Origin of the sequence: Streptomyces humi (assembly GCF_001005085.2) — a bacterium.
GTDB lineage: Bacteria > Actinomycetota > Actinomycetes > Streptomycetales > Streptomycetaceae > Streptomyces > Streptomyces humi.
On sequence record NZ_LBMU02000002.1, the window covers coordinates 100,595 to 124,970 of the forward strand.

Annotated in this window: 20 protein-coding genes; 7 read left to right on the forward strand and 13 right to left on the reverse strand. The window is 73.7% G+C overall.

Annotated elements, in window-relative coordinates; translation table 11 throughout:
• Positions 1–14 precede the first annotated feature (14 nt).
• From AAW13_RS00935 to fdh, 4 genes are all read right to left on the reverse strand, one after another.
• On the reverse strand, positions 15–359 hold the full coding sequence (locus AAW13_RS00935; RefSeq protein ID WP_046726818.1) for a hypothetical protein: 345 nt from the start codon (positions 357–359) through the stop codon (positions 15–17).
• A 168-nt stretch (positions 360–527) separates the two neighbouring features.
• Entirely contained in the window at positions 528–1,436 is a 909-nt protein-coding gene (nrfD, locus tag AAW13_RS00940) for an NrfD/PsrC family molybdoenzyme membrane anchor subunit (RefSeq protein WP_046726817.1), read from the reverse strand.
• Positions 1,437–1,504: 68 nt separating this feature from the next.
• On the reverse strand, positions 1,505–2,425 hold the full coding sequence (locus AAW13_RS00945) for a 4Fe-4S dicluster domain-containing protein (RefSeq protein ID WP_046726816.1): 921 nt from the start codon (positions 2,423–2,425) through the stop codon (positions 1,505–1,507).
• The gene (gene fdh / locus AAW13_RS00950; RefSeq protein ID WP_046726815.1) at positions 2,422–5,667 is read right to left on the reverse strand and encodes a formate dehydrogenase; all 3,246 of its coding nucleotides are present in this window, start codon (positions 5,665–5,667) and stop codon (positions 2,422–2,424) included. The genes AAW13_RS00945 and fdh overlap by 4 nt, the downstream gene beginning before the upstream one ends.
• Positions 5,668–6,011: 344 nt before the next feature.
• On the opposite strand from fdh, the gene AAW13_RS00955 reads away from it, so the two are divergent.
• Positions 6,012–7,544, forward strand: coding sequence for an FAD-dependent oxidoreductase (locus AAW13_RS00955; protein ID WP_046726814.1), 1,533 nt, complete (start codon positions 6,012–6,014; stop codon positions 7,542–7,544).
• A gap of 30 nt (positions 7,545–7,574) precedes the next feature.
• Here AAW13_RS00955 and AAW13_RS00960 read toward each other — a convergent pair whose 3' ends face one another.
• Genes AAW13_RS00960 through AAW13_RS00970 form a run of 3 tightly spaced genes read right to left on the reverse strand, consistent with a single transcriptional unit; the run spans position 7,575 to position 10,068 of the window.
• Entirely contained in the window at positions 7,575–7,985 is a 411-nt protein-coding gene (locus tag AAW13_RS00960; RefSeq protein WP_046726813.1) for an STAS domain-containing protein, read from the reverse strand.
• Positions 7,982–9,265 (reverse strand): PP2C family protein-serine/threonine phosphatase, encoded by a 1,284-nt coding sequence (locus tag AAW13_RS00965; protein WP_046726812.1) that lies wholly within the window; start codon positions 9,263–9,265, stop codon positions 7,982–7,984. The genes AAW13_RS00960 and AAW13_RS00965 overlap by 4 nt, the downstream gene beginning before the upstream one ends.
• On the reverse strand, positions 9,265–10,068 hold the full coding sequence (locus AAW13_RS00970; protein ID WP_046726811.1) for an alpha/beta fold hydrolase: 804 nt from the start codon (positions 10,066–10,068) through the stop codon (positions 9,265–9,267). Before AAW13_RS00970 ends, AAW13_RS00965 begins: the two co-directional genes overlap by 1 nt.
• Positions 10,069–10,339: 271 nt before the next feature.
• On the opposite strand from AAW13_RS00970, the gene AAW13_RS00975 reads away from it, so the two are divergent.
• Positions 10,340–11,179 (forward strand): DUF1206 domain-containing protein, encoded by an 840-nt coding sequence (locus AAW13_RS00975; protein WP_071659377.1) that lies wholly within the window; start codon positions 10,340–10,342, stop codon positions 11,177–11,179.
• A gap of 40 nt (positions 11,180–11,219) precedes the next feature.
• On the opposite strand, the gene AAW13_RS00980 is transcribed toward AAW13_RS00975, so the two are convergent.
• Together AAW13_RS00980 and AAW13_RS00985 are read right to left on the reverse strand one after the other, a co-directional pair.
• Positions 11,220–12,248, reverse strand: a complete 1,029-nt coding sequence (locus tag AAW13_RS00980) for an SDR family NAD(P)-dependent oxidoreductase (protein ID WP_046726809.1) — start codon at positions 12,246–12,248, stop codon at positions 11,220–11,222.
• A gap of 54 nt (positions 12,249–12,302) precedes the next feature.
• The gene (locus AAW13_RS00985) at positions 12,303–13,493 is read right to left on the reverse strand and encodes a zinc-dependent alcohol dehydrogenase (RefSeq protein WP_046726808.1); all 1,191 of its coding nucleotides are present in this window, start codon (positions 13,491–13,493) and stop codon (positions 12,303–12,305) included.
• 191 nt (positions 13,494–13,684) lie between these two features.
• Here AAW13_RS00985 and AAW13_RS00990 point away from each other — a divergent pair, with 191 nt between their 5' ends.
• On the forward strand, positions 13,685–14,155 hold the full coding sequence (locus tag AAW13_RS00990; RefSeq protein WP_052768424.1) for a low affinity iron permease family protein: 471 nt from the start codon (positions 13,685–13,687) through the stop codon (positions 14,153–14,155).
• Positions 14,156–14,267: 112 nt separating this feature from the next.
• A complete protein-coding gene (locus tag AAW13_RS00995; protein ID WP_046726807.1) occupies positions 14,268–15,641 on the forward strand; it encodes a cryptochrome/photolyase family protein in 1,374 nt (457 codons plus the stop codon).
• A gap of 57 nt (positions 15,642–15,698) precedes the next feature.
• Here AAW13_RS00995 and AAW13_RS01000 read toward each other — a convergent pair whose 3' ends face one another.
• The 4 genes from AAW13_RS01000 to AAW13_RS01015 form a co-directional block, all read right to left on the reverse strand.
• Positions 15,699–16,712: a MerR family transcriptional regulator gene (locus AAW13_RS01000; protein ID WP_046726806.1), complete on the reverse strand. Its 1,014-nt coding sequence runs from the start codon at positions 16,710–16,712 to the stop codon at positions 15,699–15,701.
• Between the two features lie 46 nt (positions 16,713–16,758).
• Positions 16,759–17,346, reverse strand: a complete 588-nt coding sequence (locus AAW13_RS01005) for an RNA polymerase sigma factor (protein WP_046726805.1) — start codon at positions 17,344–17,346, stop codon at positions 16,759–16,761.
• 74 nt (positions 17,347–17,420) lie between these two features.
• The gene (locus AAW13_RS01010) at positions 17,421–19,541 is read right to left on the reverse strand and encodes an MMPL family transporter (protein ID WP_046726804.1); all 2,121 of its coding nucleotides are present in this window, start codon (positions 19,539–19,541) and stop codon (positions 17,421–17,423) included.
• Between the two features lie 150 nt (positions 19,542–19,691).
• A complete protein-coding gene (locus AAW13_RS01015) occupies positions 19,692–20,321 on the reverse strand; it encodes a MarR family winged helix-turn-helix transcriptional regulator (RefSeq protein ID WP_420855419.1) in 630 nt (209 codons plus the stop codon).
• Between the two features lie 90 nt (positions 20,322–20,411).
• On the opposite strand from AAW13_RS01015, the gene AAW13_RS01020 reads away from it, so the two are divergent.
• The 3 genes from AAW13_RS01020 to AAW13_RS01030 all read left to right on the forward strand — a co-directional run bounded on the left by AAW13_RS01020 (position 20,412) and on the right by AAW13_RS01030 (position 24,323).
• Positions 20,412–21,971 carry an SDR family oxidoreductase gene (locus AAW13_RS01020; protein ID WP_046726803.1) on the forward strand — a complete coding sequence of 520 codons (1,560 nt, stop codon included), beginning with the start codon at positions 20,412–20,414 and terminating at the stop codon, positions 21,969–21,971.
• 197 nt (positions 21,972–22,168) lie between these two features.
• Entirely contained in the window at positions 22,169–23,377 is a 1,209-nt protein-coding gene (locus AAW13_RS01025; RefSeq protein ID WP_079178662.1) for a phospholipase D-like domain-containing protein, read from the forward strand.
• 58 nt (positions 23,378–23,435) lie between these two features.
• Positions 23,436–24,323 carry a YihY/virulence factor BrkB family protein gene (locus tag AAW13_RS01030; RefSeq protein WP_046726802.1) on the forward strand — a complete coding sequence of 296 codons (888 nt, stop codon included), beginning with the start codon at positions 23,436–23,438 and terminating at the stop codon, positions 24,321–24,323.
• Positions 24,324–24,376 lie beyond the last annotated feature (53 nt).

Sequence of the window (24,376 nt, forward strand, 5' to 3'; positions counted from 1 at the left end):
GGTCTCCCGCTCCGTCACTCCTTCGTCCCGAGCCGCAGGTCGACCTCCTTCTCCTGGTCTCCCGAGGCGGTGCCCTGCTGCTGCACGGCGAACGCGGCGCCCAGGGCCTCGAGCAGCTGGTCGACGGCCTGGTAGTCGCCCTGGAGGGTCGCGGAGACCGAACCCCCCAGGGTCACCGGACCGGGCGGGCTCCACTCCCGGGTCGGCTCGAACTCGGCGCTCCACACGGCCGCGTGCCCGCCCGGCTGCTCCTCGGGCAGGTCGTCGGCGGGACGGTCGGTGGGGAACACGTTCCGCAGCACGCCGAAGACGGCGGCGGCGTCCTCCTTGGACGCTCCGGTGAGGGACACGGTGGCCATGTGGACTCTCTTCCCTAGGGGGGTGGGTAGGGGCGGTCACCGTCGCCCGTCGGCGGACGGGCCGGTCACCGACCCGGTACGCGTACCCGTCCCGGACACTTTCAGGCGGCCTGACCTCGTAGGCGTCCGGGTGCCTCCAGGAGGCCGGGGGCGGTGTGCCGGGTGCCGTCAGTTCCCGTCCTCGCCGGCCGGGGCCGCGGCGGCGCGTTGCGGCGCGACCGTGTACTTCGGGTCCTCGGCCGAGGCGACCCCGGCCGCGAAGACGCCGAAGCGGGTGCAGGCCGAGCCCGCGAGGAGGGCCAGGCCCGCGACGGCGGCCGCCGGGCGGCTGCGGTGCCCGAGCAGCAGGCCGGTGGCGGCGCCCGCCGCGGTGAGCAGGCGGGCGGTGCGCAGCAGCGTTCCGGCGCGGCCCTGCCGGTAGGTCTCCGCGACCATGCCGAGGCGCCGCTCGGCCTTCCGGGTGGCGACCTCGTCGGCGCCGGCGGCGAGCACCGCCGCGCAGCGGGCGGGTGCCGACTCGGACACCGGGCCGAGGAGCAGGGCCATCCCGGAGGCGGCGGCCGTCGCGGAGGCGACGAACAGGTACGGCAGTTCGCGGTGCGCGCCGTGCCAGGCGGGGACGGCGGTGTCCGCGGCCAGCACGGCCGTGTAGGAGGCGACGGCCGGCCCGAGCAGCGCCGCCGCGCCGGTCGCCGTGGCCCCGGCCCGGGGCAGCCGCCCGGTCACGGCGGTGACGGCGGCGGCGCCGGCGGCCGGTCCGTAACCGGCGAGGAGCCATGAGCCCACGCTCATGGGCGAGGTGGGCTTGAGCACGCGGAGCATGTTGGGGAACCGGCGCGGGACCCCGAGGTCGTGCACGAGAGCGGCGGCGGACAGCGAGACCGCCGCGAGGGAGGACACCTTCATCGCCGTGGCGGTCGCCGTACGACCCGTGAGCTGGGCGCCCGCCGCCAGTACGGAACCCGCGCCGGCGAGGCCGCCGAGGAAGAAGTACCCGGCGATGTCCTGGGCGCTCCAGGACGGCGCCTTGATGATCGGACGTCCGTAGTAGGACTCGAACTCGGCTCGGGGAACCATGAGTTGCTCACCACGACGGTTACGGCGCCGTCGGTCCGTGCGCTGTCCTGAGCGGTCGGTGGAGTGGCTCATCGGGTGGCCTTCCTGCGCAGCAGACCGGGCAGCGCGAACGAGACGGCGAAGGCGCCGGCCAGGGAGAGGGCCGCCGCGCCGGCGTGCTTCCACATCGTGGGGAGGTCGCGGGTGGTGACGACCGGGGCGGGGGGCAGCCCGTAGACCTCGGGTTCGTCGAGGAGCAGGAAGAACGCGCCGTCACCGCCGACCCCGTCGTCGGGCTCGTGGCCGTACAGCCGGGCGCCGGCCACACCCGCCGTGTGCAACTGGTCCACGCGCAGCGCGGCGCGTTCGCGCAGTTCGTCCAGCGGGCCGAACTGGATGGACTCGGTCGGGCACGCCTTGGCGCAGGCGGGCTCCTGGCCGGCGCCGAGCCGGTCGTAGCACATCGTGCACTTGAACGCCCGGCCGTCGTCGGGGCGTTGCTCGATGACTCCGTACGGGCAGGCGGGCACGCAGTAGCCGCAGCCGTTGCAGATGTCCTCCTGGACGACGACCGTGCCGAACTCGGTCCGGAACAGGGAGCCGGTGGGGCAGACGTCGAGGCAGGCCGCGTGGGTGCAGTGCTTGCACACGTCGGACGACATCAGCCAGCGCAGCTCCCCGGCCCCGTCCGGCGGGCCGGAGGCGGTCGGCGCGCCGTCCGCCAGCGGGAGTTGGGTGCGTCCGTCCGGCGCCGGGACCTGCTGTTCGATGAAGGCGACGTGCCGCCAGGTGGAGGCGCCGAGCCCCTGCGTGTTGTCGTAGCTCATGCCGGTGAGGGACAGGCCGTCCTCCGGGATGGCGTTCCACTCCTTGCACGCGACCTCGCAGGCCTTGCAGCCGATGCACACGGAGGTGTCGGTGAAGAAGCCGACGCGGGGCGGGGGTTCGGGGTGCCCGGCGTCGCGGGCGGGGTCGGGCTCCGGACCGCTGAGCAGATGACGGCTGGTCATTTCACGGTCTCCGTCCCGGTGTCGGCGGTGATGCCCGCCCGCCTGCGGTATTCGGCGACCAGCTTCGGCAGGTCGGGGCCGCGCGGCCGGCGGCCCGGGCGGATGTCGGCGGTCAGCGCCTTGTCCTCCTGGATGTGGGCGTTGGGGTCGAGGGCGATCGCGACGAGTTCGTTGGCCGCGTCGCCGGTGGCCACGCCGTTGGGTCCCCAGTGGAACGGCAGTCCGATCTGGTGGACGGTCCGGCCGTGCACGGTGAGGGGCACGATCCGCGCGGTGACCATGACACGGGCCTCGACGGCGTTGCGGGCCGTGACGATGGTGGCCCACCCCAGGTGTTCGAGTCCGCGTTCGGCGGCCAGCTGGGGAGAGACCTCGCAGAAGAACTCCGGCTGGAGTTCGGCGAGGTAGGGCGACCAGCGGCTCATGCCGCCCGCGGTGAAGTGCTCGGTGAGACGGTGCGTGGTGATCACGTACGGGAAGACGTCGGCGCCCTTCTCGTCGCCGCTCGGGTGGTAGCGGTTGCCCTCCCGGGGCAGCAGGTGGCGCACCGGCGAGCGGGGTACCGAGGGGTGGAGGGCGTTGGTGAAGGGCGAGTCCTGCGGTTCGTAGTGGGTCGGGAGCGGGCCGTCCTCCAGCCCCGCCGGTGCGTACAGCCAGCCCTTGCCGTCGGCCTGCATGATGAACGGGTCGTCGCCGCGCAGCGCGTCGGGGCCGGTCGCGTCCTTGTCGGGGACGAAGTCGGGGGCGCGGTCGGGCACGAAGTCCGGGACGTCGTATCCGGTCCACTTCCCCTCGTCCCCGTCCCACCACAGGTACGCCTTGCGTTCGCTCCACGGGGTGCCGTCCGGGGCGGCCGACGCCCGGTTGTAGAGGATGCGGCGGTTGGCGGGCCACGCCCAGGCCCATTCGGCGGCTACCCAGTCCTGTTCGCTTCCGGGCTTGCGGCGGGCGGCCTGGTTGACGCCGTCCGCGTACACCCCGCAGTAGATCCAGCAGCCGCACCGGGTCGAGCCGTCGTCCTTGATTTCTGTGTACGCCGAGAGGGGCGCTCCGTCCGGGCCGTAGCCGTTGATCTCGGCGAGCACGGCAGCGGCGTCCGGTTCGGCCAGCGGCCCCTCGACGGGGTAGTCCCAGGTCAGGTCCTGTACGGGCCGGTCCATGGGGTCGGTCGAGGTGGCCAGTCGCTCCTTGATGCGGCGGCCCAGGTGGTACATGAACCACAGGTCGCTGCGGGCGTCGCCCGAGGGCTCGACGGCCGCCTCGTGCCACTGGAGCCAGCGGTTGGTGTTGGTGAAGGAGCCGTTCTTCTCGGTGTGCGCGGCGGCCGGGAAGAAGAACACCTCGGTGCCGATCTCCTCGGTGCGCAGTTCCCCGGTCTCGATCTCCGGGCCGTCCTGCCACCAGGTCGCCGACTCGATGAGGGAGAAGTCGCGGACGACGAGCCACTCCAGGTTGGCCATGCCGAGCCGTTGGAGCCGGGTGTTGGCGGAGCCCACCGCGGGGTTCTCGCCCATCAGGAAGTAGCCCTTGCACACCCCGTCCAGCTGGGCCATCACCGTGTCGTAGGTGGCGTGCGAGCCGGTGAGGCGCGGCAGGTGGTCGAAGCAGTAGTCGTTGGCGGCGGTGGCCGCGTCCCCGTAGTACGACTTGAGGAGGCTCACGAAGTAGGCCCGCATGTTCGCCCAGAAGCCCTTCTCCGTGCGGGTGGCCGTGATGAACGCCTCCAGGTCCTCGTGCGCGTGGGCATGCGGCATGGGGAGGTAGCCCGGCAGCAGGTTGAACAGGGTCGGGATGTCGCTGGAGCCCTGGATGGAGGCGTGGCCGCGCAGCGCCTGGATGCCGCCGCCGGGCCGGCCGATGTTGCCGAGCAGCAGCTGGAGCACGCTCGCGGCGCGGATGTACTGGGCGCCGACCGAGTGCTGGGTCCAGCCGACCGCGTACACGAACGCGCTCGTCCGCTCGCGGCCCGAGTTGGCGGTCAGGGCGTCGCACACCTCGCGGAACGTCGCGCGGGGCACTCCGCAGACCTCCTCGACCAGCTCCGGTGTGTAGCGGGCGTAGTGGCGCCTGAGGATCTGGTAGACGCAGCGCGGGTGCCGCAGCGTCTCGTCGCGGGGTGCCTGGCTCGCGGTCTGCGCGCCGCCCGAGCCGTGTGCCTCGGAGCCGCCGGAGCCCCGCACGCGTTCCTCGTACTGCTCGTCGACCTCACCGGTGGGCTGCTGGACTTCGAAGCCCTCGTACTGCCAGCTCGACGGGTCGTAGTGGTGCTGCTCCTGGTTCAGTCCGGAGAAGACGCCGTCGAGGTCCTCGGTGTCGCGGAAGTCCTCGCTGACCAGCGTGGCGGCGTTGGTGTAGGCGAGGACGTACTCACGGAAGTCCTTCTCCTCGGTCAGGACGTGGTTGATGATCGCGCCGAGGAACGCGATGTCACTGCCGGCCCGGATCGGTACGTGCAGGTCGGCGAGGGCGCTGGTGCGGGTGAACCGCGGGTCGACGTGGATGATCCGGGCGCCGCGGGCCTTCGCCTCCATCACCCACTGGAAGCCGACGGGGTGGGCCTCGGCGAAGTTGGAGCCCTGGATGACGATGCAGTCGGCGTGCTGGAGGTCCTGCATGAAGGTGGTGGCACCGCCCCGCCCGAAGGAGGTGCCGAGCCCGGCGACCGTGGAGCTGTGGCAGACCCGCGCCTGGTTCTCCACCTGGATGACGCCGAGGCCGGTCAGCAGCTTCTTGATCAGGTAGTTCTCCTCGTTGTCGAGGGTCGCGCCGCCGAGGCTGGCGATGCCCAGGGTGCGCGCGGTGCGCAGTCCCTCGGACTCCCACTCCCAGGTCCTGCGCCGGGTCTCGATCACCCGGTCGGCCACCATGTCCATGGCGGTCTCCAGGTCCAGGGGTTCCCAGTCGGTGGCGTACGGCCGCCGGTACAGCACCTCGTGGCGGCGGGCCGACCCGGTGGTGAGCTGGAGGGTGGCCGAACCTTTGGGGCACAGGCGCCCCCGGCTGACGGGCGAGTCGGGATCGCCCTCGATCTGGACGACCTCGTCGTCCTTGACGTAGACCTGCTGTCCGCAGCCCACCGCGCAGTACGGGCACACGGACCGCACCACGCGGTCGGCGGTCTCCGTACGCGGCCGCAGCCGTTCGGTGCGCGCCGACATGGCGGCCCGGCCGCGGCCGAGCGGGTCCGATGCGGTGAGCTGGCGGAAGGCGGGCCAGTCGCTGATCCACGTACGCACACCCATGGTGTGTCCTTTCGGCGGCCGGAATCGCCCGGCGGCGTCTATGGGCGTCACTTCCAGCCTGACCCACCGGGGCGGGTACGGCGCGCGGGGCGCCGGCCGGGCGGCGGCTCCTCGTCCGCGGGAACTCCCGGACAGTGGTCGCTCACGTGCTCTCCCTCTCGCGGCAGGGCGGTGCGCGGCCTCGAGTACCCACCGGCACCGCCCCTACGCAGGGCCGTCACGGCCGTGGGACCCGGTGCCGGCACCGCCCCTGCCGACGGGCTCCGGAGTCGTCCCGCCGGAGAGGTGTCACGTCACCGTGGCGGGAACCCGGCTGGCATGAACGCTGAGACAGGGGTACGGCCATGACAGACGCCGAGCGTGGACTCCGCAGGTCGTACTGGCTGGAGACGGCGCCCCCGCCCGGCGAGCCCGCCCCGCCGCCGTCCGGTGACCTCTCCGTCGAGGTCGCCGTGGTCGGGGGCGGCATCGCCGGGCTCAGCGCCGCCTGGGAGCTGGTACGGCAAGGACATGAGGTGGCGGTGCTGGAGGCGGACCGGCTGGCCGCCGGGGTGACCGGGCACACCACGGCCAAGCTGACCGCTCTGCACACCCTGGTCTACGACCATCTGCGCAGGACCCGCGGCCCCGAGGGCGCGCGGCTGTACGCGTTGTCGCAGAGCGAGGCGATCCGGCATGCCGCCGGGATCGTGGCGGAGCTGGGCATCGACTGCGACTGGGAGGAGGCGGCGGCCTGCACGTTCGCGCGGGACCCCGGGCGGGTGGCCGAGCTGCGCGCGGAGGCGTGGGCGGCACGGGAGGCCGGGCTGCCCGCCGAGTTCGTGACCGCCACCGAGCTGCCCTTCGAGGTGGCCGGGGCGGTCCGGGTGAGCGGACAGGCCCAGTTCCATCCGCGCAAGTACCTGCTGGCGCTGGCGGACGACCTGCGCCGGCGCGGTGGCGCGGTGTACGAGGGGACCCGGGTCGTGGGTCTCACCGAGGGCGAGCCCTGTGTGCTGGAGACGGACGCCGGGGTGTCCGTGCGGGCCGGGAAGGTCGTGGTCGCCACCCACTATCCCGTCTTCGACCGGGCCCTGCTGTTCACCCGGCTCTCCCCCCGGCGCGAGCTGGTCGTGGCCGGGACCGTCGAGGACGACCGCGCCCCGCGCGACATGTACATCACGCCGGAGCAGGGCACCCGGTCCGTCCGCAGCGCACCCCACGGGGAGGGCCGACGCCTGCTGATCGTCACCGGTGAGCACTTCACGCCCGGCACCGCCGACGTCGAGAAGCGTTTCGCCCGGCTCTCCGAGTGGGCCGACGAGCACTTCCCCGGGCTGACGCCCACCCACCGCTGGGCCACCCAGGACAACGACTCCACCGACTCGGTGCCGCTGGTCGGCCCGCTGCACCCGGGCAGCCACCACGTCCACGTGGCCACCGGTTTCGGCGGCTGGGGTCTGAGCGGCGGCATCATGGCGGGCCGCCTGATCAGCGACCTCGTCGACGGACGCGAGGTCGAGTGGGCCGGTCTGTACGACCCGCGGCGGCTGGGTCCCGTGGCCCGTGAGGGGGTGTCGTTCCTGAAGCACCAGGCCCAGGTCGCCCGGCACTTCGTCGGCGACCGGCTGCCGGCCGTGACCGGGCCGCGGCCGGAGGACATCGCACCCGGCGACGGCGCGGTGGTACGGGTCGGCGGGCACCGGTGCGCCGTGCACCGCGACGAGGGCGGGCAGCTGCACGCCGTCTCCGCCACCTGCACCCACCTGGGCTGTCTCGTCGCGTTCAACCGGGCCGAACAGGCCTGGGAGTGCCCGTGCCACGGTTCCCGTTTCGCCCCGGACGGCCGGATCCTCCAGGGCCCCGCCGTCCGGCCGCTGGAGCAGCGTGACCTGTGAGACGCCCGTGTTCCCGCGCGCCGACCGCCCTCAGGTCCGCGTGGCGGGAGGGCTGCCTGGAGCGGACTGGCTGCCTGGAGCGGAGTGGCTGTCGGGACCAGAGCGGCTGCCTGGAGCGGACTGGCTGTCGGGGAGGATGGCGAAGATCTGGTCGAGGCCGACGATTTTCAGCACGCGGAGCGTGCGGGCGGGGACGGCGGCCAGTGCGATGTCGGCCCGGGCGGCTTGGGCGTGGTTGCGCGCCGCGATCAGGGCGGTGATGCCGCTGGAGTCGCAGAACTCCATCCCGGCCAGGTCCAGAACGAGCCGCTGGCCGGGCCGCAGGGTGAGTTCGGCGACCAGGTCGCGCAGCCGGGCGGCGGTGACGTGGTCGAGTTCGCCGCCGACCGCCACGACGGGCCCGGCCGTGGCGGAGGTGACGGTGATGTTCAGTGGGCTCATTCCGTGTTCTTCGGTGTGGACGCGGCGGCGGGGACGCCTAGGGCGAGCAGGGCGGTGTCGTCGTCGAGTCCGTCGCCGAAGTCGTCCAGCAGGCCGGTCAGGGCCTGGATGACGGCGTGCGCGGGCCGGCCGGCGTGATCGGCGACGAAGGCGCGCAGCTCCTCGTCGCCGTACAGGGTGGTGCGGTCCTCACCGGTCCGGGCCTCGGTCACACCGTCGCTGTACAGCAGGAGGGTGTCGCCGGGCCGCAGGGTGGTGGTGGCCGTGGCGAAGTGGGCGGCGGGCAGGATGCCGACGAGGAGGCCGCCGGGGGTGGGCAGGAACTCGGCGGTGCCGTCCGCCCGCAGGACCAGGGCCGGGGGGTGGCCGCCGGAGGCGAGGGTGACGGTGGCGTGTCCGGTCGTGGGATCGGGCTCGGCGACGCCGAACACGGTGGTGCAGTAGCGCGGATCGCCGCCGGCGTAACGGTCGTGGAGCACCTTGTTGAGGGTGGCCAGGGCGGAGACGGGGTCGGAGTCGTGCACGGCCGCGGCGCGCAGGGTGTAGCGGGTCAGCGAGGTGACGGCGGCGGCCTCCGGTCCCTTGCCGCACACGTCGCCGAGGAAGAACGCGAAGCGCTTGCCGTCGACGGGGAAGAGGTCGTAGAAGTCGCCGCCGAGCCGGTCCGGGGAGGCGGTGCGGTAGTGGGCGGCCGCCTCCAGGCCGGGCACCTGGGGCAGCGAGTCGGGCAGCAGTGACCGCTGGAGGACGGCGAGCGCGTCCTGCAACCGGGCCCGGTCGGCCTCGGCCTGTTGCCGCGCCTCCTCGGCGGCCCGCCGGGCGCGCAGCAGTTCCTCCTCGTAGGCGCGGCGGTCCCGGGCGTCGAAGACGGTGGTGCGGATCAGCAGCGGCTCGCCGCCCCTGCCGTGCTTGACCGCGGAGGAGACCAGCACCGGCATCCGCGCGCCGCCGGGCTGCCGCATCTCCAGGGCGATGCCGCCTATCTCGCCCCGCATCCGCAGCAGCGGCGCGAAGTGCGTCTCGTGGTACAGCCTGCCGCCCACGGTCAGCAGGTCGGTGAACCGCATCCGGCCCACGACCGCCTCCTGCTCCAGGCCGAGCCAGCCCAGCAGCGTGGAGTTGATCTTGGCGATGGTGCCGTCCATGAGCGTGGACAGGTAACCGCACGGCGCGTTCTCGTAGAGCTCCTCGGCGCTGTCCTCCAGCAGGGCGGCGAACGCCGCGTTCGCCGCGTCCTTGCCCGCGTCCTGCGGCTCGGGCTGCTGTCCCGTCCGGCACATCATCGCAGGCCCGCCAGGAAGGCGGTGATCGCCTGGTTGGTGGCCTCGGGTGCGGACAGGTGCGGGCAGTGTCCGGTCGCGTCGAGGGTGACCAGCGTCGATCCCGGGACGGCCCGGTGGACGAAGGCGCCGACCTCGCGGGGGGCGATGGCGTCCTCGGTGCACTCCAGGACCAGCGTCGGCACGTTCACCGTCTTGAGGTCGTCCCTGGAGTCCGACAGGAACGTGGTGCGGGCGAAGACCCGCGCCATGTCCGGGTGGGTGGCGCAGAAGCTGTCGGTCAGCTCCTCCCCCAGTTCGGGCCGCTCGGCGTTGCCCATGATCACCGGTGCCATCGCGGCCGACCAGCCCAGGTAGTTCGACTCCAGCGAGGCCAGCAGTTCCTCGATGTCCTCGGCGCTGAACCCGCCCCGGTAGCCGTCGTCGTCGATGTACCGCGGAGACGGGGCGACCATCACCAGGGCGCCGATGCGGTCCGGGGCCAGGCCCGCGGCCAGCACCCCGATCATCGCGCTGACCGAGTGCCCCACGAACACGGCGTCGCGCAGGTCGAGCGCCGCACAGACCTCGACCACGTCCTGGGCGTAGCCGTCCAGGGAGCCGTACCGGTCCTCCGAGAACGCGGACAGGTCCGAGCGGCCCGACCCCACGTAGTCGAACAGCACCACCCGGTGGTTCCCGGCCAGGGCCGGCACCGTCAGCCGCCACATGTTCTGATCGCAGCCGAATCCGTGCGCCAGCACCACCGGCCGCCCCTGCGGGTCACCGACGACGGTGATGTTGTTCCTGCGATCGACATCCATACCCTCAGCCTCTCAGACACCACCACCACTCCCGCACGCCCGCGGGACCGGCCGTCACGGCGGCCGGTCCCGCGGAGGGGCCCACACACGGATTCAGCTCACCATCGGCGCCGGAAAACCATGATCATCGACCTCCCCGCCCCTCCGGGTGCCCCACTCCGGCCCCACCATTCACACCCGAGCGCCCCGCTTTCCTGCCATGACCGGCAACGGTGCATCCGACCTCTGTGTGGCGCGTATGCCGTTCGTTCGCAGGGGCATCCGGTAGGGCATGGTCACTGGATCGGTATCGGTACGCGGACACGGACAGGCCCGGCGCGCGGCGAACAGCAGGGCGCTCGCGGTGGCGGCACGGGCGGGCTTCGTCGCCCGCGGGGTCATCTACGCGCTGATCGGCGCTCTCTCCCTGCGGATCGCCTTCTCCGGCGGAGGCACGCAGGCCGACCGGGGCGGCGCGGTCGCCGAGATCGCCCAGAAGCCCTTCGGTACGGCGCTGCTGTGGCTGCTCGGCGTCGCCCTGGCCGGGATGGCCCTGTGGCGGCTGTCCGAGGCCGCCTTCGGGCAGGCCGGTCCCGACGGCGGGAAGCCCGGCAAGAGGGTGATGGCCGCGGGCCGCTTTCTCTTCTACACGTTCGTCTCGTACTCCGTGCTCTCCTACGCGGCCGGTGACAAGGGCAGCGGCAGCGGCAGTTCCGACAAGAACTCCCAGGACGTCACGGCGAAGGCGCTGGACTGGCCCGGCGGGCAGTGGATCGTCGGCGTCGCGGGGGCCGCGGTGACCGCCGCCGGCCTCTGGATCGCCGTACGGGCCGTCCTGCGCAAGTTCGAGAAGCATCTCAGGATGTACGAGATGTCACGGAAGGCACGTCGGTTCGTGGCCTTCTTCGGCATGTTCGGCGGTACGGCACGAGGCATCGTCTTCGCCACCGCGGGCGGCTTCGCCATCGCGGCGGCCGTGCGGCACGAGCCCGGCAAGGCCAAGGGCATGGACGACACCCTGCGCGCGTTCGCCGGCACTCCGGCGGGCCCCTGGCTGCTCGTGCTGATCGCGGTCGGGCTGGTGGCCTTCGGCGTCTTCTCCTGGGCCAACGCGCGCTGGCGCAAGGTCTGACCCGCGCCGCCGGCGTTCGGCGTGCCCCGCCCGTCGGCGGTCAGCGCGGCCGGGCGCTGGTGGGCGGGCCCGCCCAGCTCTGGTTGTAGCGCTGGGCCGCCCGGTCGTTGAGGGCGCTGCCCGCCCGGCGCAGGGCCCGCGCCCAGGCGGGGGCGGCGGGGGCCTCCAGATCGTGGCCCTGGCGCAGCGGCGCCCGCCGCGAGCTCTGCTCGGCCCCGTCGTCGAGCGGCGTGGGCAGCGCGCGGGCGACCAGCCCGTTCACCCGCGTCACCAGGCGGGGCACGACCGCGTGCGCGAGGGAGGCGGTCCGGGCGGCCGGAGTGAGCACCAGCCGGGTACGCCTGCGTTCCACCGCCCGTACGACCTTCTCCGCCGCCCGCTCCGCGTCCATCGACAGCAGCGGCATCCCCGCCAGCGCGGAGAACCAGGCGAACTCGGCCTCCGGCCGGCCCCCGAACTCCGCCTGGAGGTGCGAGCCGGTCCGCATCAGCCCGGGGTGGACCGTGGTCACGCTCACCGCGCTCCCGGCCGTCTCCTCCTGGAGGCCCTCGCCGAGCGCCCGTACCGCGGCCTTGGCGCAGGAGTACGGCACCAGATGCGGCACCGCGAGCAGTCCGCCGACCGAGCCCACCAGGCCCAGACGGCCGCCCGCCGGGCTGCGCCGCAGGTACGGCAGGGCCGCGAGCGCGGTGTGGAGGGTGCCGTCGAAGATGGTCTCCATGGCGTCCCTGAACGCCTCCGTCCCCGCCGTCTCGGCGGGCGCCACCTGGATCACTCCGGCGTTGGCGATCACCAGGTCCAGCCCGCCCGCCTGCTCCGCCGTCCGCCGGACCGCGGCCGTCACCGCCGTCTCGTCCCGTACGTCGCACACCACCGGTCGCACGGAGCGGCCCGTGCGGTCGAGCATCCAGGCCACGGCCCGGTCGAGTTCACCGGCGTCCCGCGCCAGCACGGTCACCCGGTGACCGCGCCGGACGAGCCGGGCCGCCATCAGCAGTCCCAGCCCCCGGGAGCCGCCGGTCACCAGCGCCGAGAGCCCGCCGGCCCGGGATCGGTCCGTCGCCGCCATGTCGTCACCTCACTGGTCGTCGGGTCGTTCGTGAGCCGGGGTGGAGCGCGGGGCTCAGGGCTGCATGAGGATCTTCACCGAGCCGTCCTGCTTCTGCTGGAACATGGAGTAGGCCCGCTCGGCCTCCGTCAGGGGCAGCCGGTGGGTGGCGAAGTCGTCGACGCCGAGCGGGTCCCCGTCGGTGAGGAGCGGCATGATCGCGTCGGTCCAGCGCCGGACGTTGGCCTGCCCCATCCGCAGCTGGATCTGCTTGTCGAACAGGGTGAGCAGCGGCATCGGGTCGGCCATCCCCCCGTACACGCCGCTCAGCGAGATCGTGCCGCCCCGGCGTACCAGGTCGATGGCCATGTAGAGGGCGGCCAGCCGGTCGACGGCGAAGCGTTCGGCGAGCGGTGCGCTGATCTTGCGCGGGAGCAGCCCGGTGACGGTCTGGGCGAGCTTGGCCGCCGCGCCGCCGTGGGCCTCGGTGCCGACGGCGTCGATCACGGCGTCCGGACCCCGGCCGCCGGTCTCGTCCCTGATCGCCTGGACCAGTTCCTTCTCGTCGTCGTAGACCCGCAGGTCGTACACCTCCGTACCGCGCTGGGCGGCACGCGCGAGGCGTTCCGGCACGAGGTCGACGCCGAACACCCGCTCCACGCCCTGGGCCCGGGCGATACGGCAGCTCATGTCGCCGATGGGGCCGAGCCCGAGCACGGCGAGCGTGCCGCCGGGCGGCACCGCGGCGTACGCCACGGCCTGCCAGGCGGTGGGAAGCACGTCGGAGAGGTAGACGAAACGGTCGTCGGCGGGGCCGTCGGGCACCTTCATCGGCCCGAACTGCGCCTGTGGTACGCGCAGGTACTCGGCCTGGGCGCCGGGCACCGCACCGTAGAGGCGGGTGTACCCGAACAGGGCCGCGCCCATCCCCTCGCCGGTCACCTGCGTGGTCTCGCACTGGGTGTTCAGGCCCGCCGAGCACATGAAGCAGTGCCCGCAGGAGATCTGGAAGGGCACCACGACGCGGTCCCCGGGGCGCAGGTTCGTCACCTCGGAGCCGACTTCCTCGACCACGCCCATCGGTTCGTGACCGAGGATGTCCCCCGGGGTCATGAAGGGCGTGAGCACCTCGTACAGATGGAGGTCCGAGCCGCAGAGTCCGGTCGACGTGATGCGGATGACGGCGTCCGTGGGCTCCTCGATCCGCGGATCGGGTACGTCCTCCACCCGGACATGCCGTCGGCCCTGCCAGGTCACTGCTTTCATGACTCGCGCTCCCTCATCTAGGCTGCGCGCCGGTCACGTCACCGGACGCGTGGACGGGCGCACGCCGGGTACCCCGGGAAGTCACGGTTCAATTCACCCCGGGGAGAACCGAAAAGGGCGAGGCGGAGAAATTCGCCTCCGGCCACTGTCGTTTTTCTCCGTGCGCGCTATCCACACGGACGGTGATGGGCATGGGACGGACGGCACCCGGCAGAGCCGTGAGTGTGCCGCATCCGGCGGAACGCTCCAGCGACGGCCGGGGATGGTTCGAGAACCTGGCGGAAGCGGCGTCCAACTTCACGAGTTCCGCGCCTTTCTACGGGTTCTGCCTGCTGCTGGTGGCGCTCTTCGCCGTCGCCCACATCATGGGGCTGCCACTGAACTGGCAGCTCTTCGTCGGTGACGTCATGACCTCGGTCAACCTGCTGCTGCTGGCCCTGCTGAAGAACTCCGAGCGCCGGGCCGAGCACGCGATCCAGCGCAAGCTCGACAGCATCGCGGCGGCCCTGCTCGACCAGCAGGAGGCCCGGGAGCAGGAGGCCCGGGAGCAGGAGGGCCGGGAGCAGGAGGGACCGGTGCGCGAGGGCCGGCGGAGAGGAGCCGGTGCGGAGGGGATCGGGGACGACCTGCGGGACGCGATCCGGATGGAGGAGGAGCTCTGACGCGTCCGGCGCACCGCCACCCGAACGGGGGAAACCGGCGTCCGCCGCATCCGGTACCGGCCGACGGGGTGAAAAGCATCCGAGTACCCCACCGGAAGCGGAAGTGAGCCCCATGCAGACCTCGGTCGTCCTGTTCACCTGCGATCTGCGCCTGTCGGACCATCCGCCGCTGCGCGCGGCGCTCCACGGCGGGGGGCGGGTGGTACCGCTGTTCGTGCGCGACCGGTCCGTGGACGGGGCGGGTTTCGCCGCGCCGAACCGGCTCGCCTTCCTCGCCGACTGCCTGGTCGACCTGGACGCGCGGCTGCGGGAGCGGGGCGGCCGGCTGGTGCTGCGCGAGGGCGAGACGGTCACGGAGGTGTGCCGGGTCGCCGCCGAGGCGGACGCCGACGAGGTGCACATGGCCGGTGACGTGAGCGCCTTCGCGCAGGGCCGCGAACAGCGGCTGCGCCGGGCGCTGGAGGCCGACGGACGGCGCCTGTACGTGCACGACACGGTGAGCACCGCCGTCGCGCCGGGCGCGGTCACGCCGGCCTCCTCCGACCACTTCGCGGTGTTCACGCCGTACTACCGGCGCTGGTCCGCCGAGACGCTGCGGGACGCGCTGGGCGCACCGCGCTCGATCACCGTGCCGGAGGAGATCGGCTCGGCCGCGCTGCCCAGGCGCGCCGACGTGAGCGGGGTGTCCCCGGGGCTGTGCGCGGGCGGCGAGACGGAGGGACGGCGCAGACTCAGCGCGTGGCTGCGCTCCGGCGTGGACGTCTACGAGGAGGGCCACGACGACCTGGCGGGCGACGCCACCTCCCGGCTCTCCCCCCATCTGCACTTCGGCACGCTGTCGCCGGTCGAGGTGGTGCGACGCACGCGCAAGGCGGGCGGCGCCGGCGCGGAGGCGTTCGTACGGCAGATCGCCTGGCGGGACTTCCACCGCCAGGTGCTGGCCGCGCGCCCCGACGCCGCCGTCCGCGACTACCGCACCCGGCGCGACCGGTGGCGCGGCGCCAAGGGCGCGCGGGCGGACGCCGAGGCCTGGCGGGAGGGCCGGACCGGCTACCCGGTGGTCGACGCGGCGATGCGGCAGCTGCGCCACGAGGGGTGGATGCACAACCGGGGCCGGCTGCTGGCCGCGAGCTTCCTCACCAAGACGCTGTACGTCGACTGGCGGGTGGGCGCCCGGCACTTCCTGGACCTGCTGGTCGACGGCGACATGGCGAACAACCAGCTCAACTGGCAGTGGATGGCGGGCACGGGCACCGACACCCGTCCCAACCGGGTGCTCAACCCCGTCCTCCAGGGCAAGCGGTACGACCCGGACGGTGCGTACGTGCGGCGCTGGGTTCCGGAGCTGGCGGACGTGAAGGCGCCCGACGTGCACGAGCCGTGGAAGCTCCCGGAGGAGGAGCGCGCGGGCACCGGCTATCCGGAGCCGGTGGTGTCGCTGGCGGAAGGCCTGGAGCGCTTCAGGCGGGCCCGGGAGCGCTCATGACCCCGCGCGGGCGTGGAGGGTCACCCACGGTCTGCCGACCGGGACGGGCCCCTCGGGTCATCGTTCGCCGCACAGCGTGCGCAGTGTCTCCACCGCCTGGGACAGGCCGGCGGGCCTGAGCACGCCGGCGGGCTGGGACCGGCTCCAGCCGGGGCCGCCCAGCAGCACCGCCGGACCGCGCCGCGCCCCCTTCATCCCCCAGCGCTGCGCCGCCACGTGCCGGGCCAGGTCCGGGGCCGCCCGGCTGCTCATCTGGGCCCAGAGCACGACCGCGGCGGGGCCGAGCCTGCGTACCGCCGCGTCCAGCGCCTCGACGGGCACCGCCGCTCCCAGCATGCGCACCGGCACCCCTTCCCGGCCGAGCGCCGCGTGCAGCGCCTCCATGGGCAGCGTGTGCTGTTCGCCGGGCGCGCAGGCCAGCAGGACACAGCCGGCCGCCGCGGACGCCACCGGGACGGCGGGCCGGGCGCTGCGCCGCAGCACGGTGGAGACGTGCCAGGCGAGCAGGTGCTCCACCTCCACGTACTGGTCCTCGGACGACATCCAGCGGCGTCCCACGGCGTGCAGGGTCGGCATCATCACCTCCTGCCAGGCGACCACCACGCCGTAGCGCTCGACGACCGCGGTGAGCTGTTCGTCGAGGGCCGGGGCGTCCAGCCGTACGGCGGCGCGGGCCAGCCCGCGGCACTCCAGACGGACGTCGCCCAGGGGCAGGGCGCCCGCGGCCCGCGACCGGCCCGTGGCCGCCGGGGGCGGTGAGGTGCGGTCGGCCTCCGCGGCGGGCGGTGGGCCCGCGGCGGCCGTACGGGCGGCGCGGGCGGCGTCGGCCGGCGGGATGCCGGTCGCCGTCAGCCTGCACATCTCCTCGACCATCGCCACGTCGGCCGCCGTCCAGCGGCGGTGGCCGCCCGCGGTCCGGGCGGTCGGGCCGATGCCGTAGCGGCGGTCCCAGGACCGCAGGGTCATGGGCGACACGCCGAGGCGGCGGGCCAGCACACCGGTGGCCAGACCGGTGCCGTCCGGTACGGCGGATCCGGGCGGGGGCTGCCCGGCGGAGTTCACGGCGGTCATCTGTTCCTCTTCCCGCGGGCGGCGCCCGAGCCGTCCGTCGGGCGGCTCACCCCGTGGCCTCGGTGTCCAGGCTCCGGCCCAGGCGCAGCAGGCCGCGCCGGGCGTGACTCTTGACCGTACCCAGGGGCCAGCCGGTGACGTGGGCGATCTGCGTCTGCGTCAGGTCACCGTAGAACGTCAGGCACAGCACCCGCCGCTGGGCCTCGGGAAGACGGCGCAGTTCCCGGGTGACGTCCACCCGGTTCAGGACCGCGTCGTGCGCGGTCGACGGGTCCGGCGAACGGACCGACTCGCGCGCGGCCGCCGCGGCGACGTCGGTGCGCCGGGTGCGGGCGGACAGCGCGTCGGCGATCTTGCGCCGGGCGATGCCCACCAGCCAGGCGGGCAGCGGGCCACGGCCCGGACGGTAGCCGTGGCGGCCGTGCCAGGCCGCGAGGAACACCGTCTGGGTGACGTCCTCGGCCTCCGCGCCGTCGCCCAGCGACTGCCGCGCCAGGGACAGGACGAGGGGAGCCCAGCGGCGGTAGACCGCCTCCAGGCCGCCCTCGTCCCCGGCCACGAAACGCAGGGCCAGATCGGCCTCCGGAGCCGTCATGGGCGCGGTCGGGGTCTCGGTCGTGGCGAGTGCGGTCATGCGGCTGCTCCCCGGATTGCTCCTCGTGCGGGATTGCTCCCCGCCTCACCACCACCGTCCGTCCCGCGCCGCGGCTACGGCAACTCGCATCGAGTCTGCATCGAGTCAGTCCGCATCGAGTCGGTCGGCATCGAGTCGTCGGCTCCGGGCCGGGTGGGCCACCACACGCGGTCCCCGGCGTCCCGTACGAGCGCCGGCACCAGCAGGGAGCGCACCACCAGGGTGTCGAGCAGCACGCCGAACGCGACGATGAAGGCGATCTGCACCAGGAAGGCCAGCGGGATCACGCCGAGCGCGGCGAAGGTGGCGGCCAGCACCACCCCGGCGGAGGTGATGACCCCGCCGGTGGTGACGAGCCCGCGCCGGACCCCCTCGCGGGTGCCGTGCCGCAGGGTCTCCTCCCGGACCCGGGACATCAGGAAGATGTTGTAGTCGACGCCGAGTGCCACCAGGAATACGAATCCGTACAGCGGTACGGACGGATCGGTGCCGCTGAAACCGAACAGGTCGCGGAAGACCAGCGCGGCCACGCCGAGGGTCGCGGTGAAGTTGAGGCCGACGGTCAGCACCAGCAGGACGGGTACGGCGAAGGAGCGCAGCAGCAGCACGAGGATGGTCAGGATGACGGCGAGCACCACCGGGACGATGACCGTGCGGTCGCGTTCGGCGGCGCGCAGGGTGTCGTACTGCTGCGCGGTGTAGCCGCCCACGAGGGCGTCCGCGCCGGGCAGCGCGTGCAGGGCGGTGCGCAGCCGGGCCACGGTGTCGCGGGCGGCCTGCGTGTCGGGCGCCGCCTTCGCGGTCGCCTCGAACCTGACCCGGCCGCCCGCCACCAGCGGTTCGGCCGCCGGGCGGCCCTGGGCCCCGGTCGCGGTCACCGCGGCGACGCCCGGGGTGGCGCGCACGGTGCGCGCCACCCGGTCGGCGGCGGACGCGTCGGCCACGACCACCACGGGGGTGCCCGCGCCGGCCGGGAAGTGCCGGGCCAGGGTCTGCTGGGCGGCGACGGACGGCACGTGCCGTACGAAGGTCTCGTCGAGCGGCACGCCGCGCGAGTCCAGGGTGAGGGCGCCCGCCGAGCAGACGAGCAGACCGGTCAGGGCGAGCGCCCACACCCGGCGCGGCGCCCGGTCGACCAGGTGGGCGACACGCTGCCACAGGCCGCTCGCGCCGGACCCGCTTCCGGGCCTGGCCGGCCAGTACGCGCGGCGGCCGAGGAGGGCCAGGGCGGCCGGCAGGAAGGTGAGCGCGCTCAGGGCGGCGCAGGCGATCCCGACGGCGCCGACCGGCCCGAGCGCGCGGTTGTTGGTGAGGTCGCTCAGCAGCAGGGCGATCAGACCGAGGGCGACGGTGCCGGCGCTGGCCAGGACGGCCGGGGCGGAGCGGCGCAGGGCGGCCAGGGCGGCGTCGCGTCGGTCGCGGCCCGCGGCCAGTTCCTCCCGGCAGCGGGCGGCGACCAGCAGCGCGTAGTCCGTCGCGGCGCCGATGACGAGGATCGACAGGATGCCCTGCACCTGTCCGTCGACGCGCACCAGGCCGTGCTCGGCCAGGGCGTAGACGACGGCACACGCCACCCCCAGGGAGAACACCGCGCCGAGGATCACGACGAGCGGCAGCAGCAGGGAGCGGTAGACGAGCAGCAGGATGACGAGCACGACGGCCAGGGCGACCGCGAGCAGCACCCCGTCGATGCCCGAGAAGGCGTCCGCGAGGTCGGCCTGGGTGGCGGCGGGACCGGCGAGCCGCACCCGGGTGCCGGGGATCCCGGCCGCCGCCCGTACCCGTTCCAGCGTGGGGGCGAGCCGGTCGCCCAGGTCCGGGCGCAGCGGTACGACGGCCTGGAGGGCGGCGCGGTCCTGCGAGAGGAGAGCGGGCGAGGGGGTGCCGGCCGTGCCGGTGGTGCCGGCGAGCGCGGCCACCGCCGCGGTGGCCGCCCGCTGCTTCCCGCTGACGGCCGCTCCGCCGTCGGCGGTCCACACCACGATGACCGGCAGGGTCTCGCGCTGCCGGAAGGCGGCCTGCTCGCGCAGGACCCTCGTGGACTCGGCGCTCCGGGGCAGGAAGGCGGCCTGGTCGTTGGTGGCGACCTCGCCCAGCCGTCCGGCGAAGGGACCCAGCAGGGCCCCGAGCACCAGCCAGACGGCGACCAGGGCGAACGGGACGAGCCGGCGGGTCCGGGGGTGCGGCGGCGTCAATGTGACTCCTAGGGGCGCGCGAGAAGGGGAACACTCGAAGAGAAAGCTCGACGGTAAACAATCTCAATGATTGAGTAATGTCAATCGGCGAACTGTCTCATCGCTGCTTCCCCCCGCGCCGGGGGATCGGATGCAGTGGGTCCGACGAGCTCAGTGGCCGGCGGATTCCCCGGGCACCTCGGCGAGGACGTCGTTCAGCTCCGTCAGGAACCGCAGGGCCACGGCCAGTTCGCGTTCGTCGAAGTCCGCGCCGGCCCGGCGGACGGCGTCGGCGAGCGGCCGGAAGTGGGTCCGGGCGGCGGCGCGGGCGTCGGCCACGTACTGGAGGTGCACCACCCTGCGGTCGGTGTCCTCACGCACCCGGCGGACGTGCCCGGCGCGCTCCAGCCGGTCGACACAGGCGGTCACCGCGCCCGAGGTGAGGCCGAGCAGCGTGCGCAGCCGGGTGGGCGTCATGGGCTCGCGGGCGTCGAGGATGGCGGCCAGCGCCTGTACGTCGGTGGCGTGCAGGTTCTGCCGGGCCGCGTACTGCTGGATGACCCGGCCGACCTCGCCGTGCATGCGGCGCAACTGCACCGCGAAGGCCGACAGGTCACCCGGGAAGGCGGGGAGGTCACCGGTGGAGACGCCGGGCGGACCGGCCGCTCCGGCGTGCGGGGCACCGGAGGCGCTGTCGGGGCCGGCGGCCGCCGGGTGCGGGGCCTCGCCCGCCGGGGCCGCACCCGCGGCGGCCCCCGCGCGCCGCCGCGCCGGACGCCCCCCGCTCGTCTCCGTGCTCACCGGCGCATCGTACCGGGGTACTCGCCGATCACGTGCCGGCTGCATCCGCGGGTGGTGCGGCGGGCGAAGACCCTGGTACGAGGAGGACCCATGGAGACGACGACGGACCGCCCCCTGTGCCTGGTGACGGGGGCGAGCGGCTACATCGGCGGACGGCTCGTGCCCGAACTGCTGGCCGCGGGCTACCGGGTCCGCTGCCTGGCCCGCTCCCCGGGGAAACTGCGCGACCATCCCTGGGCCGGGGACGTGGAGGTGGTCCAGGGCGATGTCACGGACCCCGCCTCGGTCGGCCCGGCCATGCGCGGCGTCGCCGTGGCCTACTACCTGGTGCACGCGCTCGGCACCGGCCGCGGCTTCGAGGACACCGACCGCCAGGGCGCCCAGGTCTTCGGTACCCGGGCCGCCCGCGCCGGGGTGCGCCGCATCGTCTACCTCGGCGGGCTGACCCCGGCCGGGGTGCCCGAGCGGGAGCTGTCGCCCCATCTGCGCTCCCGGGCCGAGGTCGGGCGCGTCCTGCTGGCGAGCGGGGTGCCCACGACGGTGCTGCGGGCCGCCGTGATCATCGGGTCCGGCTCGGCCTCCTTCGAGATGCTGCGCTACCTGACCGAACGGCTGCCGGTGATGATCACACCGAGCTGGGTACGCACCCGTATCCAGCCGATAGCGGTCCGGGACGTGCTGCGTCTGCTGGTGGGCAGCGCCCGGATGCCCGCGGACGTGAACCGGGCCTTCGACATCGGCGGCCCCGACGTGCTGACCTACCGGGACATGATGCTGCGTTACGCGGCGGTAGCCGGACTCCCCCGGCGCGTGATCCTGCCGGTGCCGGTGCTCACCCCCCGCCTGTCCGGCCTCTGGGTCGGCCTGGTCACCCCGGTCCCCGCGGGCATCGCCCGGCCGCTGGCGGAGTCGCTGCGGCACGAGGTGGTGTGCCGGGAAACCGACATCACCCGCTACGTCCCCGATCCGCCCGGCCACCCCATCGGTTTCGACGACGCGGTACGGCTGGCGCTCAAGCGGGTGCAGGACGCCGAGGTCGCCACCCGCTGGTCCTCCGCCTCCGTTCCGGGCGCCCCCAGTGACCCGCTGCCCACCGACCCCGCCTGGGCGGGCGGAAGCCTCTACACCGACCTGCGGGAACGGCCGGTGGACGCCCCGCCCGAGGCCCTGTGGCGGGTCATCGAGGGCGTCGGCGGGGAGAACGGCTGGTACTCCTTCCCGCTGGCCTGGTCGGTGCGGGGCATCGCCGACCGGCTCGTGGGCGGGGTGGGGCTGCGCCGCGGACGCCGGGACGCGCACCGGCTGCGGGTGGGCGACTCGGTGGACTTCTGGCGGGTGGAGGAGATCGAGCCGGGCCGGCTGCTGCGGCTGCGTGCGGAGATGCGGCTGCCCGGACCGGCCTGGCTGGAGATGTGCGCCGGCACCGACGGCAGCGGCCGCACCCACTACCGCCAGCGCGCCCTGTTCCACCCGCACGGGCTGCTCGGCCACGCCTACTGGTGGAGCATCTCCCCCTTCCACGCCGTCGTCTTCGGCGGCATGGCGCGCAACATCGCCCGCACCGCCGAGCGGACGGCCGGCGACGCCCCGGGCGACGGCACGCCCGCCACGGACCGCACCGCGCCGCCCGCACTCCGGCCGACCCGCTGAGGTGCGGTCCCCGCCGTGCCGTCCCGCGCCCGTCGCACCCGGCCGCGCAGCCGCGAGGTCCCGGCCGCGCGCCCCGGCGGTCCCGGGCTTCGCCCTCCGGCTCCGGAGTAAGGCGGTGCCGGCCGGGCATTCGCCTATCCGGGTCGCTCCGGCGGCCCGGGATGTTCTGTCTTCATGGCCCAGTGGGGGGATTCGGCGTGATACTCGACGACGTACCGGCAGCTCCCGTTCCCGGCGTCACGCCTGACACGGCGGCACGCAAGCAGCGCCTGCGCCGCCGGCTGGAACGGCTGATCGGCGTGGCCGCCACCGAGGGCAACCAGCTGGTGCCCCTGCGCAACGGGGACGAGATCTTTCCCGCGATGCTCGGGGCGATCCGTTCCGCCCGGCACACCGTCGACATGATGACGTTCGTGTACTGGCGCGGTCAGATCGCCCATGACTTCGCCGCCGCGCTGGCCGACCGTGCCCGCGCCGGAGTGCGGGTGCGCCTGCTGCTCGACGGCTTCGGCGCCAAGAAGATCGAGCGGCGGCTGCTGGACCTCATGAGCGCCGCGGGCGTGCAGGTGGCCTGGTTCCGCAAGCCCGTGCTGCTGTCGCCGTTCAAGCAGAACCACCGCTGCCACCGCAAGGCCCTCGTGGTGGACGAGCGGACGGCCTTCACCGGCGGCGTCGGCATCGCGGAGGAGTGGTGCGGCGACGCCCGCCACGCCGGGGAGTGGCGGGACACCCACGTCCAGGTGCGCGGTCCGGCCGTGGACGGCATCGCGGCGGCGTTCGCGCAGAACTGGGCGGAGTGCCACGACGAGCTCTTCGACGACCGCGACCGGTTCACGGAGCACCCGCAGGCCGGCTCGGCGGTGGTGCAGGTCGTCCGTGGCTCGGCGAGCATCGGCTGGCAGGACATGCAGACCCTCATCCGGGTCATGCTCACCTCCGCCGAAGAGCGTTTCCGGCTGGCCACCGCCTACTTCGCGCCCGACACCTACTTCATCGACCTGCTGTGCGAGACCGCGCGCCGCGGTGTGCGGGTCGAGATCCTGCTGCCCGGCCCCCACACCGACCAGCGCGCCTGCCAGCTCGCCGGTCAACACCACTACGCGCGGCTGCTGCGGGCCGGTGTGCACATCCGCCAGTACCAGCCGACCATGATGCACGCCAAGATCATCACCGTGGACTCGGTGGCCGCCCTCATCGGTTCCACCAACTTCAACCGCCGGTCCATGGACCACGACGAAGAGGTCATGCTCACCGTGCTGGACGAGGAGTTCACCGCGTCGCTCGACCGCGACTACGAGGCGGACCTGAGACACAGCGTGGACATCGACCTCACCCGATGGAGACGGCGGGCCGTACTTCAGCGCGCCAAGGAAGCCGCGGTCGTACCGATCCGGCGCTTCCTGTGAGCCGGTCGAGCCGAGCCGGGCGGCCGGCCCGAGCACCGGAAGTGAGAGCATCCGCCTCATGGACAGAGCAGCAGGTCGGACGGCTCGGTGGTGGGCGGCGCTGCGCCGGACGCCGGCGTCCGTCTGGAACGACGACATCACGGACTGGGCCGCGGCCCTGACGTACTACGCGGTCCTGGCTCTGTTCCCGGTCCTGCTGGTCGTCCTCTCGATCCTCGGCCTGACCATGCCGACAGCCAAGCCGCAGGTCATCGACCGCATGGTGCAGGCCGCTCCGCTCGCCTCGCGCGCCCTGCTGCGCAGCACCCTGCGGCAGATGGCCGGGCAGTCGTCGGCCGCCTGGACCATGATCTTCCTCGGCGGGGCGGGCGCCCTGTGGTCGGGTTCGAGCTATCTGAGCGTCTTCCGCCGGGCGTTGCACGCCATGCACCGGATCAGTTCGCACCGGCCGGTCTGGCGCACCGCCCCGCGCATCATCGCGACGGCCCTCGTCCTGGTCACCCTGCTGCTCACGTCCACCATCGCGCTGGCCCTCACCGGCAGCCTGGCCCGGCGTCTGGGCCGGGTACTGGATCTGGGCACCGGACCGCAGGCGGCCTGGGACACGCTGCGGTGGCCGGTGGTCGCCGCGGTCGCGATCGTCCTGGTGCTCGTCCTGTTCCGCTCCGGTCCCGCGTCCACCCGTCCGGTCCGGAAGATGGCGCCGGGCGGCACGCTGGCGGTGGCACTGGTGCTGGTCGTCTCGCTCGGCTTCACCCTGTACACCGCGCACGTCGGCACCTATCACCGCCTGTACGGCTCGCTGGCGGGCGTCGTCGTCTTCCTGATCTGGCTGTGGCTGTCCAACCTGGCCCTGCTGATCGGCGCCCAGTTCAACGCGGAGCTGGCGAAATGCGCCCGGGGGACAGCGGCCGGCTCACCGGCGCCCCCGCCGGACGGTCCGTAGCCTGCGGTGATTTCGTGCAGGACGGCATGCGTGCCGCTTGTGCTCCGGCTCCT

Excerpts from the sequence above, each read along its gene's own strand:
- AAW13_RS00935 (WP_046726818.1), bottom strand. The coding sequence starts at position 359 with ATGGCCACCGTGTCCCTCACCGGAGCGTCCAAGGAGGACGCCGCCGCC.
- nrfD (WP_046726817.1), bottom strand. The coding sequence starts at position 1,436 with ATGGTTCCCCGAGCCGAGTTCGAGTCCTACTACGGACGTCCGATCATC.
- AAW13_RS00945 (WP_046726816.1), bottom strand. The coding sequence starts at position 2,425 with ATGACCAGCCGTCATCTGCTCAGCGGTCCGGAGCCCGACCCCGCCCGC.
- fdh (WP_046726815.1), bottom strand. The coding sequence starts at position 5,667 with ATGGGTGTGCGTACGTGGATCAGCGACTGGCCCGCCTTCCGCCAGCTC.
- AAW13_RS00955 (WP_046726814.1), top strand. The coding sequence starts at position 6,012 with ATGACAGACGCCGAGCGTGGACTCCGCAGGTCGTACTGGCTGGAGACG.
- AAW13_RS00960 (WP_046726813.1), bottom strand. The coding sequence starts at position 7,985 with ATGAGCCCACTGAACATCACCGTCACCTCCGCCACGGCCGGGCCCGTC.
- AAW13_RS00965 (WP_046726812.1), bottom strand. The coding sequence starts at position 9,265 with ATGTGCCGGACGGGACAGCAGCCCGAGCCGCAGGACGCGGGCAAGGAC.
- AAW13_RS00970 (WP_046726811.1), bottom strand. The coding sequence starts at position 10,068 with ATGGATGTCGATCGCAGGAACAACATCACCGTCGTCGGTGACCCGCAG.
- AAW13_RS00975 (WP_071659377.1), top strand. The coding sequence starts at position 10,340 with ATGGTCACTGGATCGGTATCGGTACGCGGACACGGACAGGCCCGGCGC.
- AAW13_RS00980 (WP_046726809.1), bottom strand. The coding sequence starts at position 12,248 with ATGGCGGCGACGGACCGATCCCGGGCCGGCGGGCTCTCGGCGCTGGTG.
- AAW13_RS00985 (WP_046726808.1), bottom strand. The coding sequence starts at position 13,493 with ATGAAAGCAGTGACCTGGCAGGGCCGACGGCATGTCCGGGTGGAGGAC.
- AAW13_RS00990 (WP_052768424.1), top strand. The coding sequence starts at position 13,685 with ATGGGACGGACGGCACCCGGCAGAGCCGTGAGTGTGCCGCATCCGGCG.
- AAW13_RS00995 (WP_046726807.1), top strand. The coding sequence starts at position 14,268 with ATGCAGACCTCGGTCGTCCTGTTCACCTGCGATCTGCGCCTGTCGGAC.
- AAW13_RS01000 (WP_046726806.1), bottom strand. The coding sequence starts at position 16,712 with ATGACCGCCGTGAACTCCGCCGGGCAGCCCCCGCCCGGATCCGCCGTA.
- AAW13_RS01005 (WP_046726805.1), bottom strand. The coding sequence starts at position 17,346 with ATGACCGCACTCGCCACGACCGAGACCCCGACCGCGCCCATGACGGCT.
- AAW13_RS01020 (WP_046726803.1), top strand. The coding sequence starts at position 20,412 with ATGGAGACGACGACGGACCGCCCCCTGTGCCTGGTGACGGGGGCGAGC.
- AAW13_RS01030 (WP_046726802.1), top strand. The coding sequence starts at position 23,436 with ATGGACAGAGCAGCAGGTCGGACGGCTCGGTGGTGGGCGGCGCTGCGC.